The following is a 20,648-nucleotide window of genomic DNA, read 5'->3' on the forward strand; positions in this document are numbered from 1 at the left end:
TCAAAATCAGCAATGGGTGTGCCGTGCCCCAAATAGCTGGCCTGAGACAACCGACCCAGGTCTTGCGAATCAATGGATTGCCGCGATTTAGAATTTTTCCTCGGCGGTCTGGTCCGGCGCGCGGTGTATCGTTCGTGCGGCCCCCCACTTACACGGTCCCTGCATGTCTTACCAACACTTACTCGCCGAGCTCGACCTGGGCTTCACACGTCTGTCCAACCGCGTCGTGATGGGCTCGATGCACACGGGCATGGAAGACCGCTTCTGGCATTACCCGCAACTGGCCGCGTACTTCCGCGAGCGCGCGTTCAGGAATCAGCGCGCGAGCTGCCTCGTCAATCCGCGCGCGGGACGCGAAACCGAACTCGTCTACCGGCCGCTAGCGAGCGCGCGACAGGCGCGCTCGATCGCGGTGGTCGGCGCCGGGCCGGCCGGGCTATCGGCCGCGACGGTGGCGGCCTCGCGCGAGCATCGCGTGACGCTGTTCGAGGCCAGCGACACGCTCGGTGGCCAGTTCAATCTCGCGATGCGCGTGCCGGGCAAGGAAGAGTTCAGCGAAACGATCCGCTACTTCCGCAGCCAGTTGCAACGCCATCGCGTCGACGTGCGGCTCGGCACGCGCGTCGACGCCGCGCTGCTCGCCGCGGGTGCCTACGACGACGTGATCGTCGCGACCGGCATCGTGCCGCGGCGGCCGGCGATTGCCGGCATCGACGGGTCCAACGTGCTGTCGTATGTGGACGTGCTGCGCGGTGCGCCGGTCGGCGCGCGCGTCGCGGTGATCGGCGCGGGCGGCATCGGCTTCGACGTCAGCGAGTTTCTGCTGCATCTCGCGGGGGAGCCGCTGCCGGTGCCGCGCGATACGTGGCTCGACGAATGGGGCGTCGACCTCGCGGTGCGCGAGCGCGGCGGCCTGAAGCCGCCCGTTGCCGCGCAACCGGCGCGGCAGATCTGGCTATTGCAGCGCAAGGCCGGCAAGCTCGGTGGTGGTCTCGGCAAGACGTCGGGCTGGGTGCATCGCGCGGCGCTCACGAGGCACGGCGTGCAGATGCTAGGCGGCGTCGAGTATCGGGAGATCAGCGCGCGCGGTCTGAGGATCGCGCGAGACGGTGCCGACGAATGGCTCGACGTCGATACGATCGTCGTGTGCGCGGGGCAGGAGTCGTTGCGCGAGCTAATGCCGTCGACCGTCGATGGCAAGCACGGCAGCGGCGGCCCGCGTTTTCATGTGATCGGCGGTGCGAAGCTCGCCACCGAGCTCGATGCGAAGCGCGCGATCCGCGAGGGCGCAGAGCTGGCGGCGGCGCTTTGACAACGGCGGCGCGGTTCGACGAGAACCGACCGCGCTCAGGCGCTGCCCTTCTTCTGGTAATCGAACCAGAACGACAAGCCGACGCTGCTCAGGATCACGATCGTCGCGATCACCGTCGAGCGTGTGACCGGCTCGCCGAGCAGCAGCGCACCCAATGCAACCGCGACGATCGGATTCACGTACATGCAGCTGCTCGCGATGGTCGGGCTCGTGTGGCGAATCAGATAACCGTACGCGACGAACGCGGCCATCGTGCCGATCAGCATCAGATACAGGAACGCGACGAGCGGCAGGAAATGCAGCTCGAGCATCCGCTCGCCCGCCGCCCACGCGACCAGCGTCGAGATCGCGCCGCCGAGGCCGATCTGCAGCGAGGTCGATAGAAACAGGTCCGACGGCAGCTTCAACACCCCGGCCAGATGCGCGCCGCCGGCCCAGAACAGCGCGCCGCACAGAATCGCGAGACTGCCTCCCACCGAGCCCGGCGTGCTGTCGCCGTGACTCAGAATCACGATGCCGGCGAGCCCGAGCCCGACCGCGAACCATTCGCCGCGGCCGATCTTCTGTCCGGCGACGGCCGCGATCACGGTCGCGAACAGCGGCACGGTCGCGACCATCACGGCCGCGGTGCCGGTGCCGACCGTGCGCATGCCGTACGCGAGCATGCCGCTCGACAGACCCACCAGCATCGTGCCGACGAGGCCCGCGTTGCGAATTTCGGCGACGCTCGGCCAGACCGGCTTGCGGCGCGCGGCGAACACGAACAGACCGATGCCCGCGAACAGGTTGCGCAAGCCCGACATCAGCAGCGGCGGGAACGAGCCGAGCGCGACGTGCACGGCGAGATAGGTCGAGCCCCACACCAGATAAACGACGGCAAGCGCGAGCGCGACCCTCCCTTTGCGCGACTGCGGCAGACGCAGCGGCCAGCCAGACGGAGAAAAAACCGAGCGTTGCAGCGACATGCGTTCAGCCCGCCGTCGCCACTCGACCCGCGCGCTGCGCTCGATGCCCGCGAGGCGCCGCGCCTGCGTCGATGCCTTTCGGGCGGGATGGCGGACACCGCATCGGCGATGCGGTCTGACGGGTGAGGCTGGCGGACATGTCGGTGGAACAGTAAGACGATGGGCGGCGCAGGAAGCGCCAGAAACGGCTGTGGCGGCGGAATCGGTCAAAACGACCCGATGGAACCCGGCCGCGATGCGCGGCGACGCCGCGGGCGAAAGCCACGGCGCGCAACGCATTATGCAGTAAGCGCCGAGTGCGCCGCGCGACAGAATCGTAACTTTTCGGTGTTCCCGCAACAGAAAAGCCGGGGACGCATCCCCGGCTTGCATTCGATGTCGCACCCGTTCGATGCTCCACGCATCGGCAGGATCGCTAAGCACCGTGGGCGCCGACTCAGTTGCCCATCGCGCCGGACGCCTCGTGCTTCATGCCCATCGCGCCGCCGCCCTTTTTCATCGAATCGTGTTTCATCGCGTCCTTTTTCATGCTGTCCTTCGACATGCTGTCTTTGGACATCGAATCTTTCGACGTCGCGTCTTTCGACATCGCATCGTTTGACATCGCGCCGCTTGCCTGCGCGAATGCAGCGCCGCTGCTTGCCAGCATCAGCAGTGCGATCGTGGTGACTGCAATCTTCTTCATGGGATGACTCCGTTGGTGGTGGATGAATCGAAACCGGCTCGTGCCGGCGTGCTTCCGAAGCCGCTGCCGCAAGCGCGCGTGCGCCCGCATGCGTCAGGAGCCTCCGAACCAGTTGTAGCCCTGGTCGACCCAATAGCCGCCGGGATACGTATTGGTGACGAATATCTCGACGATGTGCTTCGGATTCTTGTAGCCGAGCTTGGTCGGCATGCGCAGCTTCATCGGGTAGCCGTATTTCGCGGGTAGTCGCTCGCCGTCGTAAGAAAACGTCAGCAGCGTTTGCGAATGTAATGCGGTCGGCATGTCGATGCTTTCGTAGTAGTCGTCCGCGCATTTGAAGCCGACGTACTTCGCCGTCGTATCCGCGCCGACACGCCGCAGAAAATCGCCGAATGGCGTGCCGCCCCAGCGGCCGATCGCGCTCCAGCCTTCGACGCAGATATGCCGCGTGATCTGCTCGGCATGCGGCAGCGCGTACAGTTCGGGCAGCGTCCACACGCGCTTGCCGGTCACGAGCCCGCTCAGCTTCAGCTGATAATCGGAGCCGTCGACGTGCGGCACGTCGTCGATGCCGTAGTACGCGTTGAAGGGAAACGGTCGCGTGATCTGCGCTTCCGTGTAGGTCGGCGCGAGCTGCTTGGGGTCGAACAGCGCGGCCTGGGCGCGATCGTTCAGCCGCGACACGGCGGTGAGGAAGCGGTTCACGGAAGCGTCGTCGGTCAGCGAGCAGCCGCTCAGCATCGATAGACCGCCGAGCGTCAATAGCTGCCTGCCGAACAGACGTCGCGACGGCATCGCCAGTTCGCGCTTCGCATCGAGCAGGATCGATGCGCGGTCGAGCGTGTGGCCAACACGCTGCGTGGGTTGGTTTGCTGGTTTGTCGATCGGCTTGTTCATGATTCGGTATCCGTAGGGAGTTCGCGTTGCGCCTCGATGAGCGTGAACATCAGCATGGCCGTCAGCAGCCGCGGCTCAACGTCCGCGCAGCATCGCGAGCAACGACCGCGGCACGAGCGCGACCATCGCCAGATGAACCGCAAGAAACGCGGCCAACAGCGACATCGCGGTGAAGTGCACGACGCGTGCGTTGTCGTAGCCGCCCATCAGGTCACGCAGCAGCGGAAACTGCACCGACTTCCAGATCGCGAGCCCCGAGAGCACCAGCACGATCAGATCGGCGATCGCGAACAGGTAGGCGAATTTCTGCACCGCGTTATAGACGCGCAGATCGTCGTGCGACAGCTTCCCGCGCAACGCGGCGATGAAATCGCGCAGCACCGCGCGCGGCGTCAGCGGCAGGAACTTGCGCACGAAACGCCCGCTCGCGAGATTCAGCGCGATATACACGAGGCCGTTGAACACCAGCAGCCACATCGCCGCGAAGTGCCATTGCAGCGCGCCGCCGAGCCAGCCGCCCAGCGTGATCGCGGTCGGAAAGCTGAACGCCGGGAAGATCGGCGACGCGTCGTAGATGCGCCAGCCCGACAGCATCATCACGATCGCCGCGAGCGCGTTCAGCCAATGCGTGATGCGCAGCCACAGCGGGTGAATGACGCCGCGCTTGGGTGCGGCTGGCGCGGAGGGTGCGCCGGGGCGCAACGCGTGCGGTGTGGGTGTGGACATGGCGGCTCTCCTCGGGCAGTGGTAGAGAATGCGGCGCGTGCGATGTCGATCAACGGCACGCGGGAAGATCGGCCGCTTGCAGCACGTCGCCGCTCGCGTCGCTTTCGACGAACGCGACCACGCCGAAGCGGTCGGCGGCGTTGTCGATCGGATCGGCTTTCGCGTCGACGCTCGCTTCGCGTAGATCGATGTCCTGACGAATCCGTGCGTGACCGGCGACGAGTGGCACGGGCCCGAACCAGGCACGGACGACCCGTTCGTGATGCAGCGTCGCGCCGCGGTTTTCGCCCGCGCCGACCTGCGTCGTCAGCGCGTTCTCGTAGACCGCAACATAGGCGCTCAACGGACCCGTGATGGCGGCTGCCGTCGTGCTGAACTGCGCGTCGACATCGAACGCGCCGGGCGCACGCGGGCTCAGCGCGAGCGCGACATTGGCCTGCGCGGGTGCGGCGACGAGCTCGTCGATGCGGCGCTCGAAACTGTCGCGTTGCGACCAGTCGCGCAACTCGCGGCCCGCGACGAACACTTCCGGCGTATAGATCGCGTGCGCGCCCCCGAGATGTGTCAGCGTCTCCTGACGTTCGGTGAAGCGATGCTGGGAAAACCGGTCGCTCCAGCCGAGGCTGTTCCAGTAGTCGACGTGCAGTGCGAGCGGCACGATGCCGTGGGCGACGCCGTTGCTTTTCCATTGACCGAGCCAACGGTCGGCGGGCGGGCAGCTATCGCAGCCCTCGCTGCTGTACAGCTCGACGAGCGCTAACCGGTGCGCGGGGCTGTGCGTCGCGCATAGGGGCCCGGCCGCATCGGCCGCACGGATGCCCGAAGCGCTCAGCACAACGAGCGCAAGGCCGGCGGCGCGCCTGGAAAAAGTCGTAAAGCGCTGAAGTAGCGAGCGATTGTGCGCGGTCGACATGACGTGCTCCGATCGTAATCTGCACGTTTGTCGAACCGCGCGGCCGGTTATGACAAGCCTCTTTTAATTTTTTTCCGGCATGGGTAGCGAGCCAAGGCTCGCCGCGACTCAGTCGTAACTGACCACTACCGTCACGCGCGTGTCCGTATCGGTGCGCCGCGCGTTCAGCGACAGCACGCCGCCCGCGCGATCGACCGCGTAGTGGCCGTCGCGGGCCAGCACGCCGTGCCCGGCGCCATCGACGAAACGCGCTGCCACCAGATCGCGCGACTGCGTACCGCCGTTCACGTCGAGCGCGACATCGGCCCCGCTGACGAGGCCCGGCGGCGCGCTGAACGTCACCGTGCGCGAGAGGCGCTGACCGGCCACGCTCGCACTATCGACGGCGACGCCAGTGGGCGCCGTATCCACACTGATCTGCAGCGGCGGTGCGACGATCATCCCCACGAACCGGATCACGCCGCCCGTCACCGTCGATGCCGCCGGCGCCGCCAGCGGCGCGGCAAGCAATGCCACCACCGCGGCTGTGCGACCGAACGTTCGCCACCGCATTGTTTCCGCTTTCATGTGCACCTCTCTGTCAATCGGCGCGAGTCGCATCGCGCCATTCACGCGCCATCCCGCGAATCGCTTCGCTGGAGTGTGGCCTTCGCTGCACTTTGTTTAACGGCAATCCTTTGACTGGCTTGAACGCAATGCGGATCACGTCGCTTTCTTCTGGCACCGCACAAAGACGGCCGATCGACGGAGCGCGATGTCGCCAGCGGAAGTGCCCGAGACAGCGTGCTAACATCAAGCTTTCGTCGCTGGTGTCGCGGGCTTCACGTTTTGCTGCGCGGCAACCTGCCGTTCGCTATTCCCATCACCTGGTCGTTTTGCCCGTGACTTCGCTGCGTCGTCCGACTTTCCGTGCTCTCGCCCGCTTGCGCCCATGCCGCGCAGGCGGCTGCGCGGGCGTCGCGCCGCACGGCACCGGCGAGACGTCCCGAATGCTCCCGCTTCACGCCGCCCGGCGCCCTCGCTGACGTAGCCTGCCGATATCCGGGGGCCGCGTCGCCGGGCTCCGGGCTTTCCCATTCGCACTCATCCGCCGACCACCCGCATGGGATCGTCGCACGCGGCCATCCTTCACCGCCTTATCGGAGTCCTGATGATGAAGAAGATCAAAACCTGCTATCTGACCGAACTCGACGTGACCCGCCTCGAGAAACATGCGGCCGCCAACGCCAAGCTGCAGCACATGCTCGACGACGTGCTCGAACGTGCGGTAATCGTCGACTCGCACGACATCCCGGCCGACGTCGTCACGATGAACTCGCAAGCAACGCTGATCGATTCGGCGAGCGGCGAACAAATGACGTGGACCGTCGTCTATCCGCCCAACGCCGATTTCGCGCACGGGCGGCTGAACGTGTTCTCGCCGGCTGGCCTCGCGCTGCTCGGCGCGCGCCGCGGCGAGAGCATCCGCTTTACGCCACCCAGCGGCGATCAGCAAGTGCTCAAGATCGACAAAATTCTGTATCAGCCCGAAGCCGCCGACGATTTTTCGCTGTAAGCCGGCTGTTCCATTGCTGTAAGTTGCCCTGTCTGATGCGGTCTCGAAATAAGCATAGGAGATGTCTGGATTCATCTGGACCGGTTTTTTGAATCACTCAGACAGGTTGCCAAACCGCGGGCGGGCGGTGTATCGTGTGCGCTGCTAACGCGGGGGTCCTGCGTAGCGCGGAGCTGGAGGTCCGTGTTGCGTGGGTGAGAAATACCCTTTGAACCTGATCTGGATAATGCCAGCGCAGGGAAGCGTACGGATCTCGCACCAGCCTCAACAGCCTCACCTCTTAGCGATTTCCGACCACTTCCATCTCAGTCTCCTGCTTAGCCGCCCCACTTTGTACGGAGACTTACATGAACGCCAATCCGAAGTTTATTTCCGCCGAAGCCCACGTGGACGAAGCGGCCGTCGCGCCGCTGCCGAATTCGCGCAAGGTCTACGTGACGGGCTCGCGCCCCGACATCCGCGTGCCGATGCGCGAAATCTCGCAGGCCGACACGCCGGACAGCTTCGGCGGCGAAAAGAATCCGCCGATCTACGTGTACGACACGTCGGGCCCTTACTCCGACCCCGAGGCGAAGATCGACATCCGCGCGGGTCTGCCCGCGCTGCGTCAGGCGTGGATCGAGGAGCGCGGCGACACCGAGCCGTTGACCGGTCTGTCGAGCAGCTTCAGCCGCGAGCGCGCCGCCGATCCGGCCACCGCGCAACTGCGCTTTCCGGGCCTGCATCGCACGCCGCGCCGCGCGATCGCCGGCAAGAACGTGACGCAGATGCACTATGCGAAGCAAGGCATCATCACGCCGGAAATGGAATACATCGCGATTCGCGAGAACCAGCGTCGTGCCGAGTATCTGGAGACCTTGAAGGCGAGCGGCCCGAACGGCGCGAAGCTCGCCGCGATGATGGGCCGCCAACACCCCGGCCAGGCATTCGGCGCAAGCGCGTTCGGTCCGAACGGTCTCAGCGAAATCACCGCGGAATTCGTGCGCGAGGAAATCGCGCGCGGCCGCGCGATCATCCCGAACAACATCAATCATCCGGAGAGCGAGCCGATGATCATCGGCCGCAACTTCCTCGTGAAGGTCAATGCGAACATCGGCAACTCGGCGGTGACCTCCTCCATCGGCGAGGAAGTCGACAAGATGACGTGGGCGATCCGCTGGGGCGGCGACACGGTGATGGATCTGTCGACCGGCAAGCACATTCATGAAACGCGCGAATGGATCATCCGCAACAGCCCGGTGCCGATCGGCACGGTGCCGATCTACCAGGCGCTCGAAAAGGTCAACGGCAAGGCCGAAGATCTGACGTGGGAAATCTTCCGCGACACCCTCATTGAACAGGCTGAGCAGGGCGTCGACTACTTCACGATCCACGCGGGCGTGCGTCTGCAATACGTGCCGCTCACCGCCAACCGGATGACCGGCATCGTGTCGCGCGGCGGCTCGATCATGGCGAAGTGGTGTCTCGCGCATCACAAGGAAAGCTTCCTGTACGAGCACTTCGAAGAGATCTGCGAAATCATGAAGGCCTACGACGTGGCCTTCTCGCTCGGCGACGGCCTGCGTCCCGGCTCGATCTACGACGCGAACGACGAAGCGCAACTGGGCGAGCTGAAGACGCTCGGCGAGCTCACGCAAATCGCATGGAAGCACGACGTGCAGGTGATGATCGAAGGTCCGGGCCATGTGCCGATGCAGCTGATCAAGGAGAACATGGACCTGCAGCTCGACTGGTGCGACGAAGCGCCGTTCTACACGCTCGGGCCGCTGACCACCGACATCGCGCCGGGCTACGACCACATCACGTCGGGCATCGGCGCCGCGATGATCGGCTGGTTCGGCACCGCGATGCTGTGCTACGTGACGCCGAAGGAACACCTCGGTCTGCCGAACAAGGACGACGTGAAGACCGGCATCATCACGTACAAGCTCGCCGCGCACGCAGCGGACCTCGCGAAGGGTCATCCGGGCGCGCAGGTACGCGACAACGCGCTGTCGAAGGCACGCTTCGAATTCCGTTGGGAAGACCAGTTCAATCTCGGTCTCGATCCGGACAAGGCGCGTGAATTCCACGACGAGACGCTGCCGAAGGATTCGGCCAAGGTCGCGCATTTCTGCTCGATGTGCGGCCCGCACTTCTGCTCGATGAAGATCACCCAGGACGTGCGCGAGTTCGCCGCGCAACAAGGCGTCAGCGATAACGAAGCGCTGCAGAAAGGCATGGAAGTCAAGTCGATCGAGTTCATGAAGCAAGGCGCGGAGATTTATCAGCGGCAATAAGCGGCTTGCGCGACGCGCGCGCGAAGTAACGCCCTGCAGTATCGAAGCCCGCCGGCATGGCGGGCTTTTTTTTCCGCTGCGTCGAGCAGGCACGTTGTGTGCTGACAGAAAGAAACAACTACTTCCAACACCGAAGGGAGTCAGCATCATGAAATCGATCCGTCAACTCGGTACTCGTCTTGGCACGGTCGCAGTCGCGCTTTCGCTCGTCGCGGGTGTCGCGGCATGCGGCGACATGTCCCCACGCACACGCGATACCGCGATCGGCGCGGGTGTCGGCGGCGCGGCCGGCGCGGCGATCGGCGGCAGCGGCTTGTCGACGTTGGGCGGCGCGGCCGTGGGCGGTGTCATCGGTAACCAGATCGGCAAGTGAGCGGCAAGCGAGCGTGGCGTCCGATGATGCGTCTGACGATTCATAAAGGACAGCCAACCATTTATTCCGACCACGCACTGGACTGACGAGGGCCGCGAATGCGGTGCGCCCTCGTCCCGACAGCGCGCGTGGAAATAGACTGAAATATGCGGTTGCGGTTTTGCCACAGCGCTGCCGCGGCGGAAGCGTAAGCTCCTCATAACGACGTCGCGCGAGGCGGCATCGGTTCATCGAGGAGCGCGTTATGAAGTCCCGCGTCGTCACCCATCTTCGCGCGGTGCGCCTCTCGACGCCACGCGAGGCATCCAGTTTTTCCGCAAGGTTCGCGCGGCCCGCCGCCGCGATTTCCGCGCTCGCCTCCAGTCTGTTTTTAGCCGGCTGCTATTACCCCGCCGGCTACTATCCCGCGGGCTATTACACGTCGTACTATTCGACCGCGCCCGCGACCACAGCGGACCAAACCGCACCGGCCACCGATCCACAGCAGACACCTCAAGCCCAGGCGCAAATGCAGGTCGCGCCGCAGGACATGCCGCCCGGTTATGCAGCCGCCGCGCCCGTGTATGTGGCGCCGCCGGTGTATCCCGCCTACTATCCGCCGCCCGCTTATCCTTATCCCGCCTATTACGGCTATCCCGCCTACTATGGACCGTCGATTGCGATCGGCATTGGTGGCTACTGGGGGGGCCATTGGGGCGGCCATTGGGGCGGCCATTGGCATTGACCTGTCTTTCGTTCGCCCGCCACCGCGCACACCCGCCCGTACTTTCCCGGCTTGACTCGCCGATATGGCGCTCTATTCTGGAAAGGTTGCACGCAGCACCCGCTTAAATCAGGCGCCGCCGCTTGGTCGAGGCCACTCGCGAGCGTCCGCCATGCCAGAGCGACGCGCCGTCATGCGCAATCTCCCGCGTCGAAATACACAACAACGAAGGAGAGATGATGTTTCATCAACTGCTCACTCCAGTCGGTAATTCGCTTTTTGCGTCGTTTATCGTCGCCGCGCTGCCGATCATCGTCGTGCTCGCGCTGCTCGGCTGGGCGCGCAGGCCAGCGTGGCAGGCGTCGCTCGCGGGATTGATCGTCGGTTTGATCGTAGCGATTTTCGTCTGGCAGTTTCCGCTCGGGCTCGCGTTCAACTCGGTCGCGGCCGGCGTCGTCTTTGCGATCTGGCCAGTGATGTGGATCGTGTTCACCGCGATCCTGCTGTACAACATCGCGCTGCGCTCGGGACGCTTCGAGGCCTTCCGCCTGTGGATGATCGACAACCTGCCGAACGACCGGCGCATCGTGCTCGTCGTGGTCGGCTTTTCGTTCGGCGCGCTGCTCGAGGGCATTTCGGGCTTCGGCACTCCGGTCGCGATCACGAGCTCACTCTTGATCATGCTCGGCTTTCCAACGCTCGAAGCGCTGGTCTTCACGCTGATCTTCAATACCGCGCCGGTCGCGTTCGGCGCGCTCGGCGTGCCGATCACGGTCCTCGGCGCAGTCACGCATTTGCCGTCCGATGTGCTCGGCAAGATGGTCGGGCGGCAATTGCCGTTCTTTGCAGTCCTGCTGCCCTTCTATGTGATCGGCGTGTACGCGGGCTTTCGCAACATGCTGCGGATCTGGCCGGTGCTGCTGGTGTCGGGCCTGAGCTTCGCGCTGACCCAGTTCGTCGTCTCGAACTTCGTGAACTACAGCCTGACCGACGTGCTGTCTTCGCTGGTTTCGCTGATCCTGACCGTGGCGTTCCTGCGGGTCTGGAAGCCCGTCGCCGATCCGAAATTTGCGATCAACGTCGATCGCATCAACGAGGTGCGCGGCAAAATCGGCGGCGTGCAGGGCTGGTATCCGTGGATCATCGTGTCGGTTGTCGTGATCGTCTGGACGGTCGCGAGGATCTTCACGATCGGCGACGTCAAGGTATCGTGGCCGGGTCTCGACAAGGCCGTGTTCATCACGCTGTACAACACGCCGTACAGCGCGATCTGGGACTTCCAGCCGCTTGCGACCGGCACCGCGATCCTCGTCGCGGCGCTCATCACCGCGTTCGTCGTGCGGCTCTCCCCCGTCGAGTTCGGCAAGGCGATCTCCGACACGTGGGTGCAAACGCGCATCGCGATTCTGACCGTGGCGACGATCGTCGGCCTCGCGTATCTGATGAACTACTCGGGCCTCAACTACACGCTCGGCCTCGGGGTCGCGTCGGTCGGGCCGGTGTTTCCGCTCGTGTCGGCGTTCCTTGGATGGGTCGCGGTGTTCCTGTCGGGCAGCGATACGTCGGGCAATGCGCTGTTCGGCAATCTGCAGGTGGTGGCGGCCAAGCAGCTCAATCTGAATCCGGTGCTGATGGCGGCGACCAACTCGTCGGGCGGCGTGATGGGCAAGATGATCTCGCCGCAGAACATTTCGACCGGCGTCGCGACCACCGACTTGAAGGGCAAGGAAGGCGTCGTGTTCGCCAAGACCTTCAAGCATTCGATTCTGCTCACGGTGCTGCTCGGCGTGCTCGTGTGGGCGCAGCAGAACTTCCTGCAATGGATGATTCCGCACTGAGCTCGCGCCGCTGACGGCGCAACGCAGTTCACATTGTTTCCGACGGCGCCCGCGCATCGCAGGCGCCGTTTGCAATTCCGTCCCCGCTACCGCTCCGCCGTATCGCAATTTTTCTCACATATCGGTGAGAATTGCTCGTTTGGCGCGCACCCTCGCGGCGTTTACGATCGACCTACCCGGACGCGGCCATCTCCCGGATCTTGCCGTTTCATCCCGCATTGAAACGAATCGCGCGATCGCACTGTTAGGATGAGCTGGCGTCTCGACTCAACTGCGCGCGGCGCCATTCCAATGAAAGCCAGAAACCTTCTGCAACTGCTGATCCTCGCCGCCCTGTGGGGCGCATCGTTCCTGTTCATCCGCGTCGGCGTGACCGACTTCGGCGTCGCGCCGCTGATGGCGCTGCGCGTCGGCATCGGCGCCCTCTTTCTCGCGATCGTGCTGATCGCGCGACGGCCGCTGCAACAGTCCGCCACGGTGTTGCGCACGCATGCGTTGCCGCTGCTCGTGGTCGGGATCCTCAATTCGGCGGCGCCATTCTGCCTGTTCGCGTATGCCGAGCTGACGCTGTCGGCGGGCGTCACGTCGGTGATCAATGCGTGCGCGCCGCTGTGGGGCGCGCTGGTCGGCTTTCTGTGGCTGCGCGACAGGCTCAGCGCACTGCGCACGCTCGGCCTCGTGGTCGGCTTTCTCGGCGTGCTGATGCTCGTGTGGGACCAGATCGCGGCGCCGGACGGCTCGGCCGCCTCGCCCCTCACCGTCGCACTCGCGGCCGGCGCCGCGCTCGGTGCCACGCTGCTCTATGGCATCGCCGCCAATTACACGAAGCGTCACCTGACTGGCGTCGACGCGCTCAGCGTCGCGACCGGCACGATGATCGGCGCGACGATCGTATTGCTGCCGCTCGCGGTGATCTACTGGCCCGCCGCGCCGATCTCGCTGCGCGCGTGGGGCGCGGTGATCGCGCTCGGCGTCGCCTGCACCGGCATCGCGTACATGCTGTTCTTCCATCTGATCGCGGTCGCCGGGCCGACACGCGCGATCACCGTGACCTTCGTGATTCCGATCTTCGGCATTCTGTGGGGCGCGCTGTTTCTGGGCGAGACGGTGTCGCCCGGCATGCTCGAAGGGTGCGCGGTGATTCTGGTCGGCACCGCGTTGGCGACCGGTGTGATCAAGCGGCTGCCGTGGGTGGGCACGCGGCGGCGCGCGGATACCTGAGGGCGCGGTCGAAAAAAAACCGCCCGGATTGCTCCGGGCGGTTTTTTCGTCGAACCAGCGGCGTTGGCCGCGAGGCTCTCGTATCAGCGCAACTGATAGGCCATCAGGCTCATGATCTGCTTGGCCTGCGAGCTTTCGTCGACTTGCCCCTTGTCGTCGACCACGGCCACGCGGGTCTGGTTCGGCGTCACCGCGCGCACGTTCACGCGATACTCCTTGGCGACCTTCTCCTTCCGGCCGTGGAAGACCTGGCTCCAGAAGCCCTGCTCGGCCGACGACATATCCTTCGGATCGACGTAGCGCACGAAATACAGGCCGCGGCTCACGTCGCGGTCGTCGACCGTGAAATTGCTGCGATCGAGCGCGAGGCCCACGCGCAGCCACGCACGGTCATACGGCTCGCCGAGCGTGAGCTCGGTCGATGACAGCTGCGCCGACGTGTTGTTGGCCGAATCCACGTCCGGCGTCGACGGCTGGGCCGCCAGCGCGACGTTCTGCGCGACAACGGCGGCCGTCGCCGACTTCGCACCCGCCGTCGCCGCGTTCGGCGCGATCTGCGTGCCCGCAGGCGACAGCTCGGCGTTCTGCGTACCACCCGCACCCGATTCAGCCCGCGCAAGCGAGGCCATCAGGCGCTTCAGATATTCCTGTTCGAGCGCCGGGTCGTTCGGCTTGGGTTGCCACTGGGTCGACTCGTTGTTCGTACCGGTGATCGCCTCACGCATGCCTTTCTGGCTGACGAACACGTAGGTGCCGCCCTTCGGCGCGGCTTCGAGGCGCGTGCGGAACTTGTTGCGCTCCGAGCTCACGTAGCTGTTGCCCATCGCCTTCGACAGCGTGTTGCGGATAAAGCCGTCGTTGATCTGCGCGTGGGTTTCGTTCCAGTCGGTTTCCATCACGCCCTTGTCGCGCTGGTCGACGACGAGCAGGAAGCCCTGCTCCTGCCAGAAGCGGCGGATTTGCGGCCAGGCCTGGTCGGGCGTTTTGTTGTCGATCACGAGCCAGCTTTCGGTGCCGTCGCGCTGGATGTGGATGCCCTGGACGGGCGGCACGACCGCAACCGCGTCGCCGGCCGGCGCCTGCGCCTGCACCTGTTTCAGCGTGGACAGCGAGGTTTCGCCGCCCTGCGGCGGCAGCGAACGCTGATCGGCCGTCTCGTCGATCATGTTCGGCGGTACGGCAAGCGATACCTGCTTCGAACGGGAGTCGCTCCTATAGTCGATTTTGGTCGGCGACGAGGTACCGCAGCCGGCGACCAGCCCGCCTGCCATGAGCATTACTGCAAACCGCTTGGTGAGACGAAAATCAGTCATGTTCGGGGAATCCTTCCGCTACGCCACGGCAAGTTTCCGTGGATCAACCCAACATTTTACCGGTCCCGGCGAGGCGTGTGCAAAAACTGGGGTTTGCCCGGGACTCGCCGCATGCCACGGCGACACAACGGCCACGGGAAAAAAGGCCGTGCCCGTCACGCTATTTGCCCTCTTATAAGGTAAATTTAACACTCAATGACACTTTCGAGTTGACCTTGGGAGTATTCCCAAATCTTCGCCGGAGGCCCGCCGAATAAGGGCTTCCGGTTTGCATGCGGCTTGTTTTTCAACATGGTGTGCGGTTCTGTCCGCCGCAATGTGCAAAGACAGAAGAAAACCGGTGCTACGTTAATCGAGTTATCTCAATAAAAATCCGGCACCAAACGAGGAAGGCCTCATGTCCAAGTGCAGTCTCCATCCATCCGCGATCACCTCGGTGATCGCCGTCGTCGCGTGCTGCGCGAGCTTCGGCGCGCATGCCGAATTGGGCGGCACGATGCCGAGCCAGGCGGTGGTGGGCGCGAGCGCGCCGCGCACGCTGCTCAATGGCGCCCTGCGCGAGCGCACGTGGACCGACGCCGGCAATACCACCATCAACGAATACGCGACCAGCACCGGCCTGATCGTCGCCTACGCATGGCAAGGCCCGACGATGCCGGATCTGCACGCGCTGCTCGGCAAATACGGCGACTCGTACACGACCGGCGCCGCTGCGGCGGCCGGCAGCGGCAATCTGCATTCGTCGCGGGTCGCGCGCTCCGACGTGATCGTCGAGTCCGGCGGACCGATGCGTGGCTACGTCGGCCGCGCGTGGTTGCCGGCGGCCTTGCCCGCCGGCGTCACCTCCGACGACATCCAGTGACGCGCGCGCCCTGCACGCGTCGCTCGCGCCCCCTTTCACGCCTGAGTTCCACCAGACGGACCGCCACGCCATGAAATCCGCCTTGCGTTTCCATGCCCTGCTTATGATCGTCTGCGTGGCCCTGGTCGGCTGCGGCGGCGGAGGCGGCGGTTCCTCTTCCGGCTCGTCCGGCTCCGGCTCGACGCCGTCCGCGAGCGCGCCCACCAGTTCCGCGACCGCGCCGACTCCGAGCGCGAACGTGCCGCAATCGACCACGCCCAACGTGCAGCCGGTCACGGTCGGCGTATCGCCCGGCAATACGCGCAACATGCTGATGACGAGCGTCACCGTCTGCCAGGCCGGCACCGGCAACTGCGCGACGATCGACGACATCCAGGTGGACACCGGCTCGAACGGCCTGCGCATCCTCGCATCGGCGCTGCCGACGACCCTGTCGCTGCCGACCATCGCCGCGGGCAGCGGCGTAAGCGCCGAATGTGCGGTGTTCGGCAGCGGCTACGCGTGGGGCTCGATCCACACCGCGGACGTACGCATGGCTGGCCAACAGGCGTCATCGATTCCGCTCCAACTGATCGCCGACAGCGCGCTGCCCGGCGCACCCGCCGACTGCGCGAACTCCGGCGGCGCGTCGCTGCTGACCGTATCGAGCCTGCACGCGAATGGCATCCTCGGCGTGGGCCTGTTCCCGGTCGACTGCGGCAACGGCTGCGCGAACTCCGCGTTGCCGCGCTGGTACTACAGTTGCACGACGAGCGGCTGCAGCCCGACCGCGCAGCCGCTCGCGCAGCAGGTGACCAATCCGGTCAGCAGCTTCCCGCTCGATAACAACGGCGTCGTGATCGACCTGCCAGCCGTCGCCGATGCGGGCGCGGCGAGCGTGTCGGGCTCGCTGATCTTCGGCATCGGCACCCAGTCGAACAATACGCTCACGGGCACGAACGTTCTGAGGGCGAACTCGGCGACCGGTTACGTGACGACGAACACGGGCGGCCTGACCTATGCGGTGAGCTATCTCGACAGCGGCTCGAACGGCCTCTTCTTCCACTCGACGCAGTTCCCGTTGTGCGGCTTCTGGTACTGCCCGACTTCGACGCAGTCGGCAAGCGCGTCGATCACCGGCATCGATGGCGTGTCGAGCACGGTTTCGTTCGACATCGCCAATTCGAACACGCTGTTCTCGTCGTCGAACAACGCGTTCGACAATCTCGCCGGCAATTCGAGTCTGGGTTTCGGCTGGGGCTTGCCGTTCTTTTACGGCAAACGCATTTACACGGCGATTGCGACGCGCAATACGTCGGCCGGCCAGGGACCGTATTACGCGTTCTGAGGGTTGCCTGGGTTGGATGGAGCGACGGTGCGGCGCGCGGCTGCGAACTCAGCCCGCCGCGCTGGCCGGTTGTGCTGCCGGCGTGGCCAGCTGCGGCGGCGCGAGCCAGCGGAATACGTCGAGCTGTTCGCCGTGGAATGTGCACTCGGCGGATGCCGGCGTGCGGACCCTCGACGGCTGGGCCGGCTTCGCGGCCACCTTGGCCTCGGAGGCCGCTTGCGACGCCGATGCCGTGAGCGGCGCGGAAGCCGCGGTCGCGGACGCGCTCACCGCATGCTCTATGGTCCCCTCCACCACGACCCGCGAGCCGCGAATCGCGGCCCCGCGATGCGTGACCCGCAGCCGATCCGACGACATCCCCGACGACGGCTCGGCCAGCTTGCTGCGCATCAATTGTTCACAGGCGCTCGAGTTGCGGGTGACGATGGTGCAGGCCGCCAGCAGCGCCGCGGCGCTCGCGAGACAGGCGACAGAGAGAAGGCGAATCTTCATCGATATTCCGTTGTTCGAGGTCCCGGCCATTGTAGCCGCTTGACCTTGACGCGGCGCATCGGCATCGTGTTGGCCGGCCGCCCGGTTGCCCACATGGCGCGGCGAATTCCAAGCGACTCCCCCCGGTAACGATTCCGGCTTCTTCATGCTCAGCCTCGTCCTGCTCGCAATCGTCGCCTATGCCGCGACCAATATCGACAACCTGTTCGTCCTGCTCGGCTTTCTGGCCGAAGCGGGCGCAAAACGGCGTCGCGTGGTCGCGGGACAGTACGCGGGATCATTGATCCTCGTCGCCGCGGCGCTCGTGCTCGCGGCCTTGCTCACGCGCCTGCCAGCCGGGTATGTCGGCCTGCTCGGCTTGCTGCCGATCGTCGTGGGACTGCACAAGGCGTGGCAGCGCTTCGGTTCTGGCCACGCACTGAATAGGCATAGCGAGGACGGCCGTACAAGCGCTCCGCCATCCATTCGCGGCTCATCGAGCTGGACCGTCGCGAGCGTCGCCATCGCCAACGGCTCGGACAACCTCGCCGTCTACGTGCCGCTGTACGCCAGTCATACACCCGCCGAGAACGCGCTGGTTTCGCTCGTGTTCATCGTGATGATCGGGCTGTGGTGCGCGGGCGCGGCATGGCTCGTCGACCATCCGTTGCTCGGCGGGCCGATCCGGCGGTACGGCTCGGCGGTGCTGCCGCTGATCCTGTTCGCGATAGGCGTATCGGTGTTGTTGAACAGCGATACGCTGCGCCTTTTGTCCGGCGGGTGAGCAAGCGTCGACGAAGTCAATTTGCCGGCCGCAGCGGTTGCACGTAAGTACGCACGCCGGCCAGCGGCGCGCCATAGCCGCCCGCGCTCGGGTTGTTCGGCAAGCCGTTGACCAGTTGCGCGCGAGGATCGGTCGGATTCAGATTCAACTCGCCCGCCTGCTGGTTGCCGTGCGTCGGATACTCGCTGCCGAGCGCCGCATGTGGCATCAGGCGCGTGCTGTTCTGCGGCGCGTTCATGTCGTTCTGCGCGCTGAGCCCCTGCGCGCCGGCCTGCCCGACGAACCCGCACGCCAACGCCGCGCACGCGCCGATCCTTGCGACAGCGGATTTCCACGCTACTCTTTTCATGTTCGCCTCCTGCTCAGTGATTTGACGATGCCTCGTGAGCTCACCCGTGAATCGAACGCGGCACGAGCACACTGCGTGCCCTTGACGCAATCTCAATAATATGTTCCCATTGCGCACTATGTACCGCGCCCAGACCACCCTATCGCTACTACTAGCCCGCTCTACCGGGCTAGGTCTGCTGCTGCGCGCGTCCGCTTCTCTCTGATACACCGAAGCATCGCTTGAATCCCCAGTAACTGACCCAGCCCCGGTTTCCGACCGGCGGCCCAGTATCGCGTTTTCGTCGTCCGGTCGACACCCGTTCCACGGTCTCTCCCTCGGATGATGAAAATGTTGAAAAACCCCGCTACCAAGTACCGTTCGTTCAAGCCGATCAATTTGACGGATCGCCAGTGGCCGTCGCGCACCATCACGCGCGCGCCGATCTGGATGAGCACCGACCTGCGTGACGGCAACCAGGCGCTGTTCGAGCCAATGAACGCCGAGCGCAAGATGCGCATGTTCAAGACGCTGGTGCAGATCGGCTTCAAGGAAATCGAAGTCGGGTTTCCGTCAGCCTCGCAGACCGATTTCGACTTCGTGCGCGAGCTGATCGAGGGTCGCCATATTCCCGACGACGTGACGATCGAAGTGCTCACGCAGGCGCGCGACGATCTGATCGAGCGTACGTTCGAATCGTTGCGCGGCGCCCCGCGCGCGATCGTCCACCTGTACAACGCGACCGCGCCGGACTTCCGCAAGATCGTGTTCGGCCTCGAAAAGAGCGGCGTGATCGAACTCGCGCAGAAGGCCGCGCGCACGGTGAAGCGCCTCGCCGACGCGCAGCCGGAAACGCACTTCACGCTGCAATACAGCCCGGAAGTGTTCAGCGGCACCGAACTCGAATTCGCGAAGGAAGTCTGCGACGCGGTGTTCGACATCTGGCAACCGACGCCCGGGCACAAGGCGATCGTCAATCTGCCGGCCACCGTCGAAATGGCCACGCCGAACGTCTACGCGGACCAGATCGAATGGATGCACCGCAATCTCGCACGCCGCGATTCGCTGATCGTCTCGGTCCATCCGCATAACGACCGTGGTACGGCCGTCGCCGCCGCGGAGCTCGCCGTGATGGCGGGCGCGGATCGCGTCGAAGGCTGCCTGTTCGGCAACGGCGAGCGCACCGGCAACGTCGATCTCGTCACGCTCGCGTTGAATTTGTACACGCAAGGCGTCGATCCCGAGCTCGATTTCTCGAACATCAACGAAGTCGCGCGCACGGCCGAGGAATGCACGCAGTTGCCGATCCATCCGCGTCACCCGTATGTCGGCGATCTCGTCTTCACCGCGTTCTCGGGCTCGCACCAGGACGCGATCAAGAAGGGCTTCGCCGCGCAGAAGCCGGACGCGATCTGGGAAGTGCCGTACATGCCGATCGATCCGAGCGACCTCGGCCGCACCTACGACTCCGTGATTCGCGTGAACAGCCAGTCGGGCAAGGGCGGCATCGCATATCTGCTCGAGCAGAGCTACGGCGTCGTGTTGCCGCGCCGGCTGCAGGTGGACTTCAGCTCGGCTGTGCAGCGCTTCACCGACGACAGCGGCCAGGAAGTCACGCCCGCGCAGATCTGGGAACTGTTCCAGCAGGAATACGTGCGCACGGCCGAGCCGGTCCGCTATGTCAGCCACAGCCTGTCCGAACATGACGGCCGCGAGCACATCAAGCTCAACGTCGAAATCAACGGCACGCCGCGCGTGCTGACGGGCGCCGGCAACGGCCCGCTCGACGCGCTGATGCACGCGTTCGACGTGCCCGTGCGCATCCAGCACTACGAGGAACGCGCGCTCACGCAGGGCGCCGATGCGCGCGCGATCGCGATCGCCGAAATGGCCGGCGCCGATGTGGCCGGCAGCGCGTTCGGCGTCGGTGTCGATGCGAACCTGATCACCGCGTCGATTCGCGCGGTGATCAGCGGCGTGAACCGCGCGTATGCACGCGTGAACGCGGATGCACAGGAGCGTTTCTTCGACGCAGCGCTGAGCGACGCGACGGTGTGATGCCTGAGTCTGCCGCGTTGAACGCGCGTCCCGCCGCA

Annotated in this window: 19 protein-coding genes, 1 pseudogene and 1 riboswitch; of the genes and pseudogenes, 11 read left to right on the plus strand and 9 right to left on the minus strand. The window is 65.0% G+C overall.

Annotated elements, in window-relative coordinates:
* Positions 1-307 precede the first annotated feature (307 nt).
* Positions 308-1,312, plus strand: a pseudogene (locus tag AB3X96_RS24940) (FAD-dependent oxidoreductase); the annotation flags it as partial.
* Between the two features lie 35 nt (positions 1,313-1,347).
* Here AB3X96_RS24940 and AB3X96_RS24945 read toward each other — a convergent pair.
* From AB3X96_RS24945 to AB3X96_RS24970, 6 genes are all read right to left on the minus strand, one after another.
* Entirely contained in the window at positions 1,348-2,277 is a 930-nt protein-coding gene (locus AB3X96_RS24945; RefSeq protein ID WP_368591816.1) for an EamA family transporter, read from the minus strand.
* A 436-nt stretch (positions 2,278-2,713) separates the two neighbouring features.
* Positions 2,714-2,962, minus strand: a complete 249-nt coding sequence (locus tag AB3X96_RS24950) for a pentapeptide MXKDX repeat protein (protein ID WP_368591817.1) — start codon at positions 2,960-2,962, stop codon at positions 2,714-2,716.
* A 93-nt stretch (positions 2,963-3,055) separates the two neighbouring features.
* Positions 3,056-3,859, minus strand: coding sequence for a molybdopterin-dependent oxidoreductase (locus AB3X96_RS24955; protein WP_368591818.1), 804 nt, complete (start codon positions 3,857-3,859; stop codon positions 3,056-3,058).
* 75 nt (positions 3,860-3,934) lie between these two features.
* Positions 3,935-4,585, minus strand: coding sequence for a cytochrome b/b6 domain-containing protein (locus tag AB3X96_RS24960; protein ID WP_176108120.1), 651 nt, complete (start codon positions 4,583-4,585; stop codon positions 3,935-3,937).
* A gap of 49 nt (positions 4,586-4,634) precedes the next feature.
* Positions 4,635-5,498, minus strand: coding sequence for a DUF1223 domain-containing protein (locus AB3X96_RS24965; protein ID WP_368591819.1), 864 nt, complete (start codon positions 5,496-5,498; stop codon positions 4,635-4,637).
* 108 nt (positions 5,499-5,606) lie between these two features.
* Positions 5,607-6,065, minus strand: a complete 459-nt coding sequence (locus AB3X96_RS24970; protein ID WP_368591820.1) for a hypothetical protein — start codon at positions 6,063-6,065, stop codon at positions 5,607-5,609.
* Between the two features lie 586 nt (positions 6,066-6,651).
* Here AB3X96_RS24970 and AB3X96_RS24975 point away from each other — a divergent pair.
* The 6 genes from AB3X96_RS24975 (at position 6,652) to AB3X96_RS25000 (ending at position 13,467) form a co-directional block, all read left to right on the plus strand.
* A complete protein-coding gene (locus AB3X96_RS24975; RefSeq protein ID WP_368591871.1) occupies positions 6,652-7,053 on the plus strand; it encodes a GreA/GreB family elongation factor in 402 nt (133 codons plus the stop codon).
* A gap of 141 nt (positions 7,054-7,194) precedes the next feature.
* Positions 7,195-7,312, plus strand: a riboswitch (TPP riboswitch).
* An 88-nt stretch (positions 7,313-7,400) separates the two neighbouring features.
* The gene (thiC, locus tag AB3X96_RS24980) at positions 7,401-9,332 is read left to right on the plus strand and encodes a phosphomethylpyrimidine synthase ThiC (protein WP_368591821.1); all 1,932 of its coding nucleotides are present in this window, start codon (positions 7,401-7,403) and stop codon (positions 9,330-9,332) included.
* Between the two features lie 148 nt (positions 9,333-9,480).
* Positions 9,481-9,705, plus strand: a complete 225-nt coding sequence (locus AB3X96_RS24985) for a glycine zipper 2TM domain-containing protein (protein ID WP_176368061.1) — start codon at positions 9,481-9,483, stop codon at positions 9,703-9,705.
* 244 nt (positions 9,706-9,949) lie between these two features.
* Positions 9,950-10,429, plus strand: a complete 480-nt coding sequence (locus AB3X96_RS24990; protein ID WP_368591822.1) for a hypothetical protein — start codon at positions 9,950-9,952, stop codon at positions 10,427-10,429.
* Between the two features lie 218 nt (positions 10,430-10,647).
* Positions 10,648-12,246: an L-lactate permease gene (locus AB3X96_RS24995; protein ID WP_368591872.1), complete on the plus strand. Its 1,599-nt coding sequence runs from the start codon at positions 10,648-10,650 to the stop codon at positions 12,244-12,246.
* 291 nt (positions 12,247-12,537) lie between these two features.
* Positions 12,538-13,467, plus strand: a complete 930-nt coding sequence (locus tag AB3X96_RS25000; protein WP_368591823.1) for a DMT family transporter — start codon at positions 12,538-12,540, stop codon at positions 13,465-13,467.
* An 83-nt stretch (positions 13,468-13,550) separates the two neighbouring features.
* On the opposite strand, the gene bamC is transcribed toward AB3X96_RS25000, so the two are convergent.
* Positions 13,551-14,780, minus strand: coding sequence for an outer membrane protein assembly factor BamC (gene bamC / locus AB3X96_RS25005; RefSeq protein WP_176108111.1), 1,230 nt, complete (start codon positions 14,778-14,780; stop codon positions 13,551-13,553).
* Between the two features lie 397 nt (positions 14,781-15,177).
* Here bamC and AB3X96_RS25010 point away from each other — a divergent pair, with 397 nt between their 5' ends.
* Together AB3X96_RS25010 and AB3X96_RS25015 are read left to right on the plus strand one after the other, a co-directional pair.
* Positions 15,178-15,642, plus strand: a complete 465-nt coding sequence (locus tag AB3X96_RS25010; RefSeq protein WP_368591824.1) for a DUF2844 domain-containing protein — start codon at positions 15,178-15,180, stop codon at positions 15,640-15,642.
* Positions 15,643-15,712: 70 nt separating this feature from the next.
* Positions 15,713-16,969 carry a DUF3443 domain-containing protein gene (locus AB3X96_RS25015; protein ID WP_368591825.1) on the plus strand — a complete coding sequence of 419 codons (1,257 nt, stop codon included), beginning with the start codon at positions 15,713-15,715 and terminating at the stop codon, positions 16,967-16,969.
* A gap of 48 nt (positions 16,970-17,017) precedes the next feature.
* Here AB3X96_RS25015 and AB3X96_RS25020 read toward each other — a convergent pair whose 3' ends face one another.
* Complete coding sequence (locus tag AB3X96_RS25020; RefSeq protein WP_368591873.1) at positions 17,018-17,461, minus strand: hypothetical protein; 444 nt, start codon at positions 17,459-17,461, stop codon at positions 17,018-17,020.
* Between the two features lie 145 nt (positions 17,462-17,606).
* On the opposite strand from AB3X96_RS25020, the gene AB3X96_RS25025 reads away from it, so the two are divergent.
* Complete coding sequence (locus AB3X96_RS25025; RefSeq protein ID WP_368591826.1) at positions 17,607-18,224, plus strand: cadmium resistance transporter; 618 nt, start codon at positions 17,607-17,609, stop codon at positions 18,222-18,224.
* Positions 18,225-18,240: 16 nt separating this feature from the next.
* Here the strand turns inward: AB3X96_RS25025 and AB3X96_RS25030 are convergent, their stop codons facing one another.
* Positions 18,241-18,573 carry a hypothetical protein gene (locus AB3X96_RS25030; RefSeq protein ID WP_368591827.1) on the minus strand — a complete coding sequence of 111 codons (333 nt, stop codon included), beginning with the start codon at positions 18,571-18,573 and terminating at the stop codon, positions 18,241-18,243.
* Between the two features lie 330 nt (positions 18,574-18,903).
* Here AB3X96_RS25030 and leuA point away from each other — a divergent pair, with 330 nt between their 5' ends.
* The gene (gene leuA / locus AB3X96_RS25035) at positions 18,904-20,610 is read left to right on the plus strand and encodes a 2-isopropylmalate synthase (protein ID WP_368591828.1); all 1,707 of its coding nucleotides are present in this window, start codon (positions 18,904-18,906) and stop codon (positions 20,608-20,610) included.
* Positions 20,611-20,648 lie beyond the last annotated feature (38 nt).

Origin of the sequence: Paraburkholderia sp. BR13439, from assembly GCF_040948805.1 — a bacterium.
Taxonomy (GTDB): Bacteria; Pseudomonadota; Gammaproteobacteria; order Burkholderiales; family Burkholderiaceae; genus Paraburkholderia; species Paraburkholderia youngii.

What these genes read in the sequence shown, in the direction of transcription:
- AB3X96_RS24945 (WP_368591816.1), bottom strand. Translation starts at nt 2,277, where the DNA reads ATGTCGCTGCAACGCTCGGTTTTTTCTCCGTCTGGCTGGCCGCTGCGT.
- AB3X96_RS24950 (WP_368591817.1), bottom strand. Translation starts at nt 2,962, where the DNA reads ATGAAGAAGATTGCAGTCACCACGATCGCACTGCTGATGCTGGCAAGC.
- AB3X96_RS24955 (WP_368591818.1), bottom strand. Translation starts at nt 3,859, where the DNA reads ATGAACAAGCCGATCGACAAACCAGCAAACCAACCCACGCAGCGTGTT.
- AB3X96_RS24960 (WP_176108120.1), bottom strand. Translation starts at nt 4,585, where the DNA reads ATGTCCACACCCACACCGCACGCGTTGCGCCCCGGCGCACCCTCCGCG.
- AB3X96_RS24965 (WP_368591819.1), bottom strand. Translation starts at nt 5,498, where the DNA reads ATGTCGACCGCGCACAATCGCTCGCTACTTCAGCGCTTTACGACTTTT.
- AB3X96_RS24970 (WP_368591820.1), bottom strand. Translation starts at nt 6,065, where the DNA reads ATGAAAGCGGAAACAATGCGGTGGCGAACGTTCGGTCGCACAGCCGCG.
- AB3X96_RS24975 (WP_368591871.1), top strand. Translation starts at nt 6,652, where the DNA reads ATGAAGAAGATCAAAACCTGCTATCTGACCGAACTCGACGTGACCCGC.
- thiC (WP_368591821.1), top strand. Translation starts at nt 7,401, where the DNA reads ATGAACGCCAATCCGAAGTTTATTTCCGCCGAAGCCCACGTGGACGAA.
- AB3X96_RS24985 (WP_176368061.1), top strand. Translation starts at nt 9,481, where the DNA reads ATGAAATCGATCCGTCAACTCGGTACTCGTCTTGGCACGGTCGCAGTC.
- AB3X96_RS24990 (WP_368591822.1), top strand. Translation starts at nt 9,950, where the DNA reads ATGAAGTCCCGCGTCGTCACCCATCTTCGCGCGGTGCGCCTCTCGACG.
- AB3X96_RS24995 (WP_368591872.1), top strand. Translation starts at nt 10,648, where the DNA reads ATGTTTCATCAACTGCTCACTCCAGTCGGTAATTCGCTTTTTGCGTCG.
- AB3X96_RS25000 (WP_368591823.1), top strand. Translation starts at nt 12,538, where the DNA reads ATGAAAGCCAGAAACCTTCTGCAACTGCTGATCCTCGCCGCCCTGTGG.
- bamC (WP_176108111.1), bottom strand. Translation starts at nt 14,780, where the DNA reads ATGACTGATTTTCGTCTCACCAAGCGGTTTGCAGTAATGCTCATGGCA.
- AB3X96_RS25010 (WP_368591824.1), top strand. Translation starts at nt 15,178, where the DNA reads ATGTCCAAGTGCAGTCTCCATCCATCCGCGATCACCTCGGTGATCGCC.
- AB3X96_RS25015 (WP_368591825.1), top strand. Translation starts at nt 15,713, where the DNA reads ATGAAATCCGCCTTGCGTTTCCATGCCCTGCTTATGATCGTCTGCGTG.
- AB3X96_RS25020 (WP_368591873.1), bottom strand. Translation starts at nt 17,461, where the DNA reads ATGAAGATTCGCCTTCTCTCTGTCGCCTGTCTCGCGAGCGCCGCGGCG.
- AB3X96_RS25025 (WP_368591826.1), top strand. Translation starts at nt 17,607, where the DNA reads ATGCTCAGCCTCGTCCTGCTCGCAATCGTCGCCTATGCCGCGACCAAT.
- AB3X96_RS25030 (WP_368591827.1), bottom strand. Translation starts at nt 18,573, where the DNA reads ATGAAAAGAGTAGCGTGGAAATCCGCTGTCGCAAGGATCGGCGCGTGC.
- leuA (WP_368591828.1), top strand. Translation starts at nt 18,904, where the DNA reads ATGTTGAAAAACCCCGCTACCAAGTACCGTTCGTTCAAGCCGATCAAT.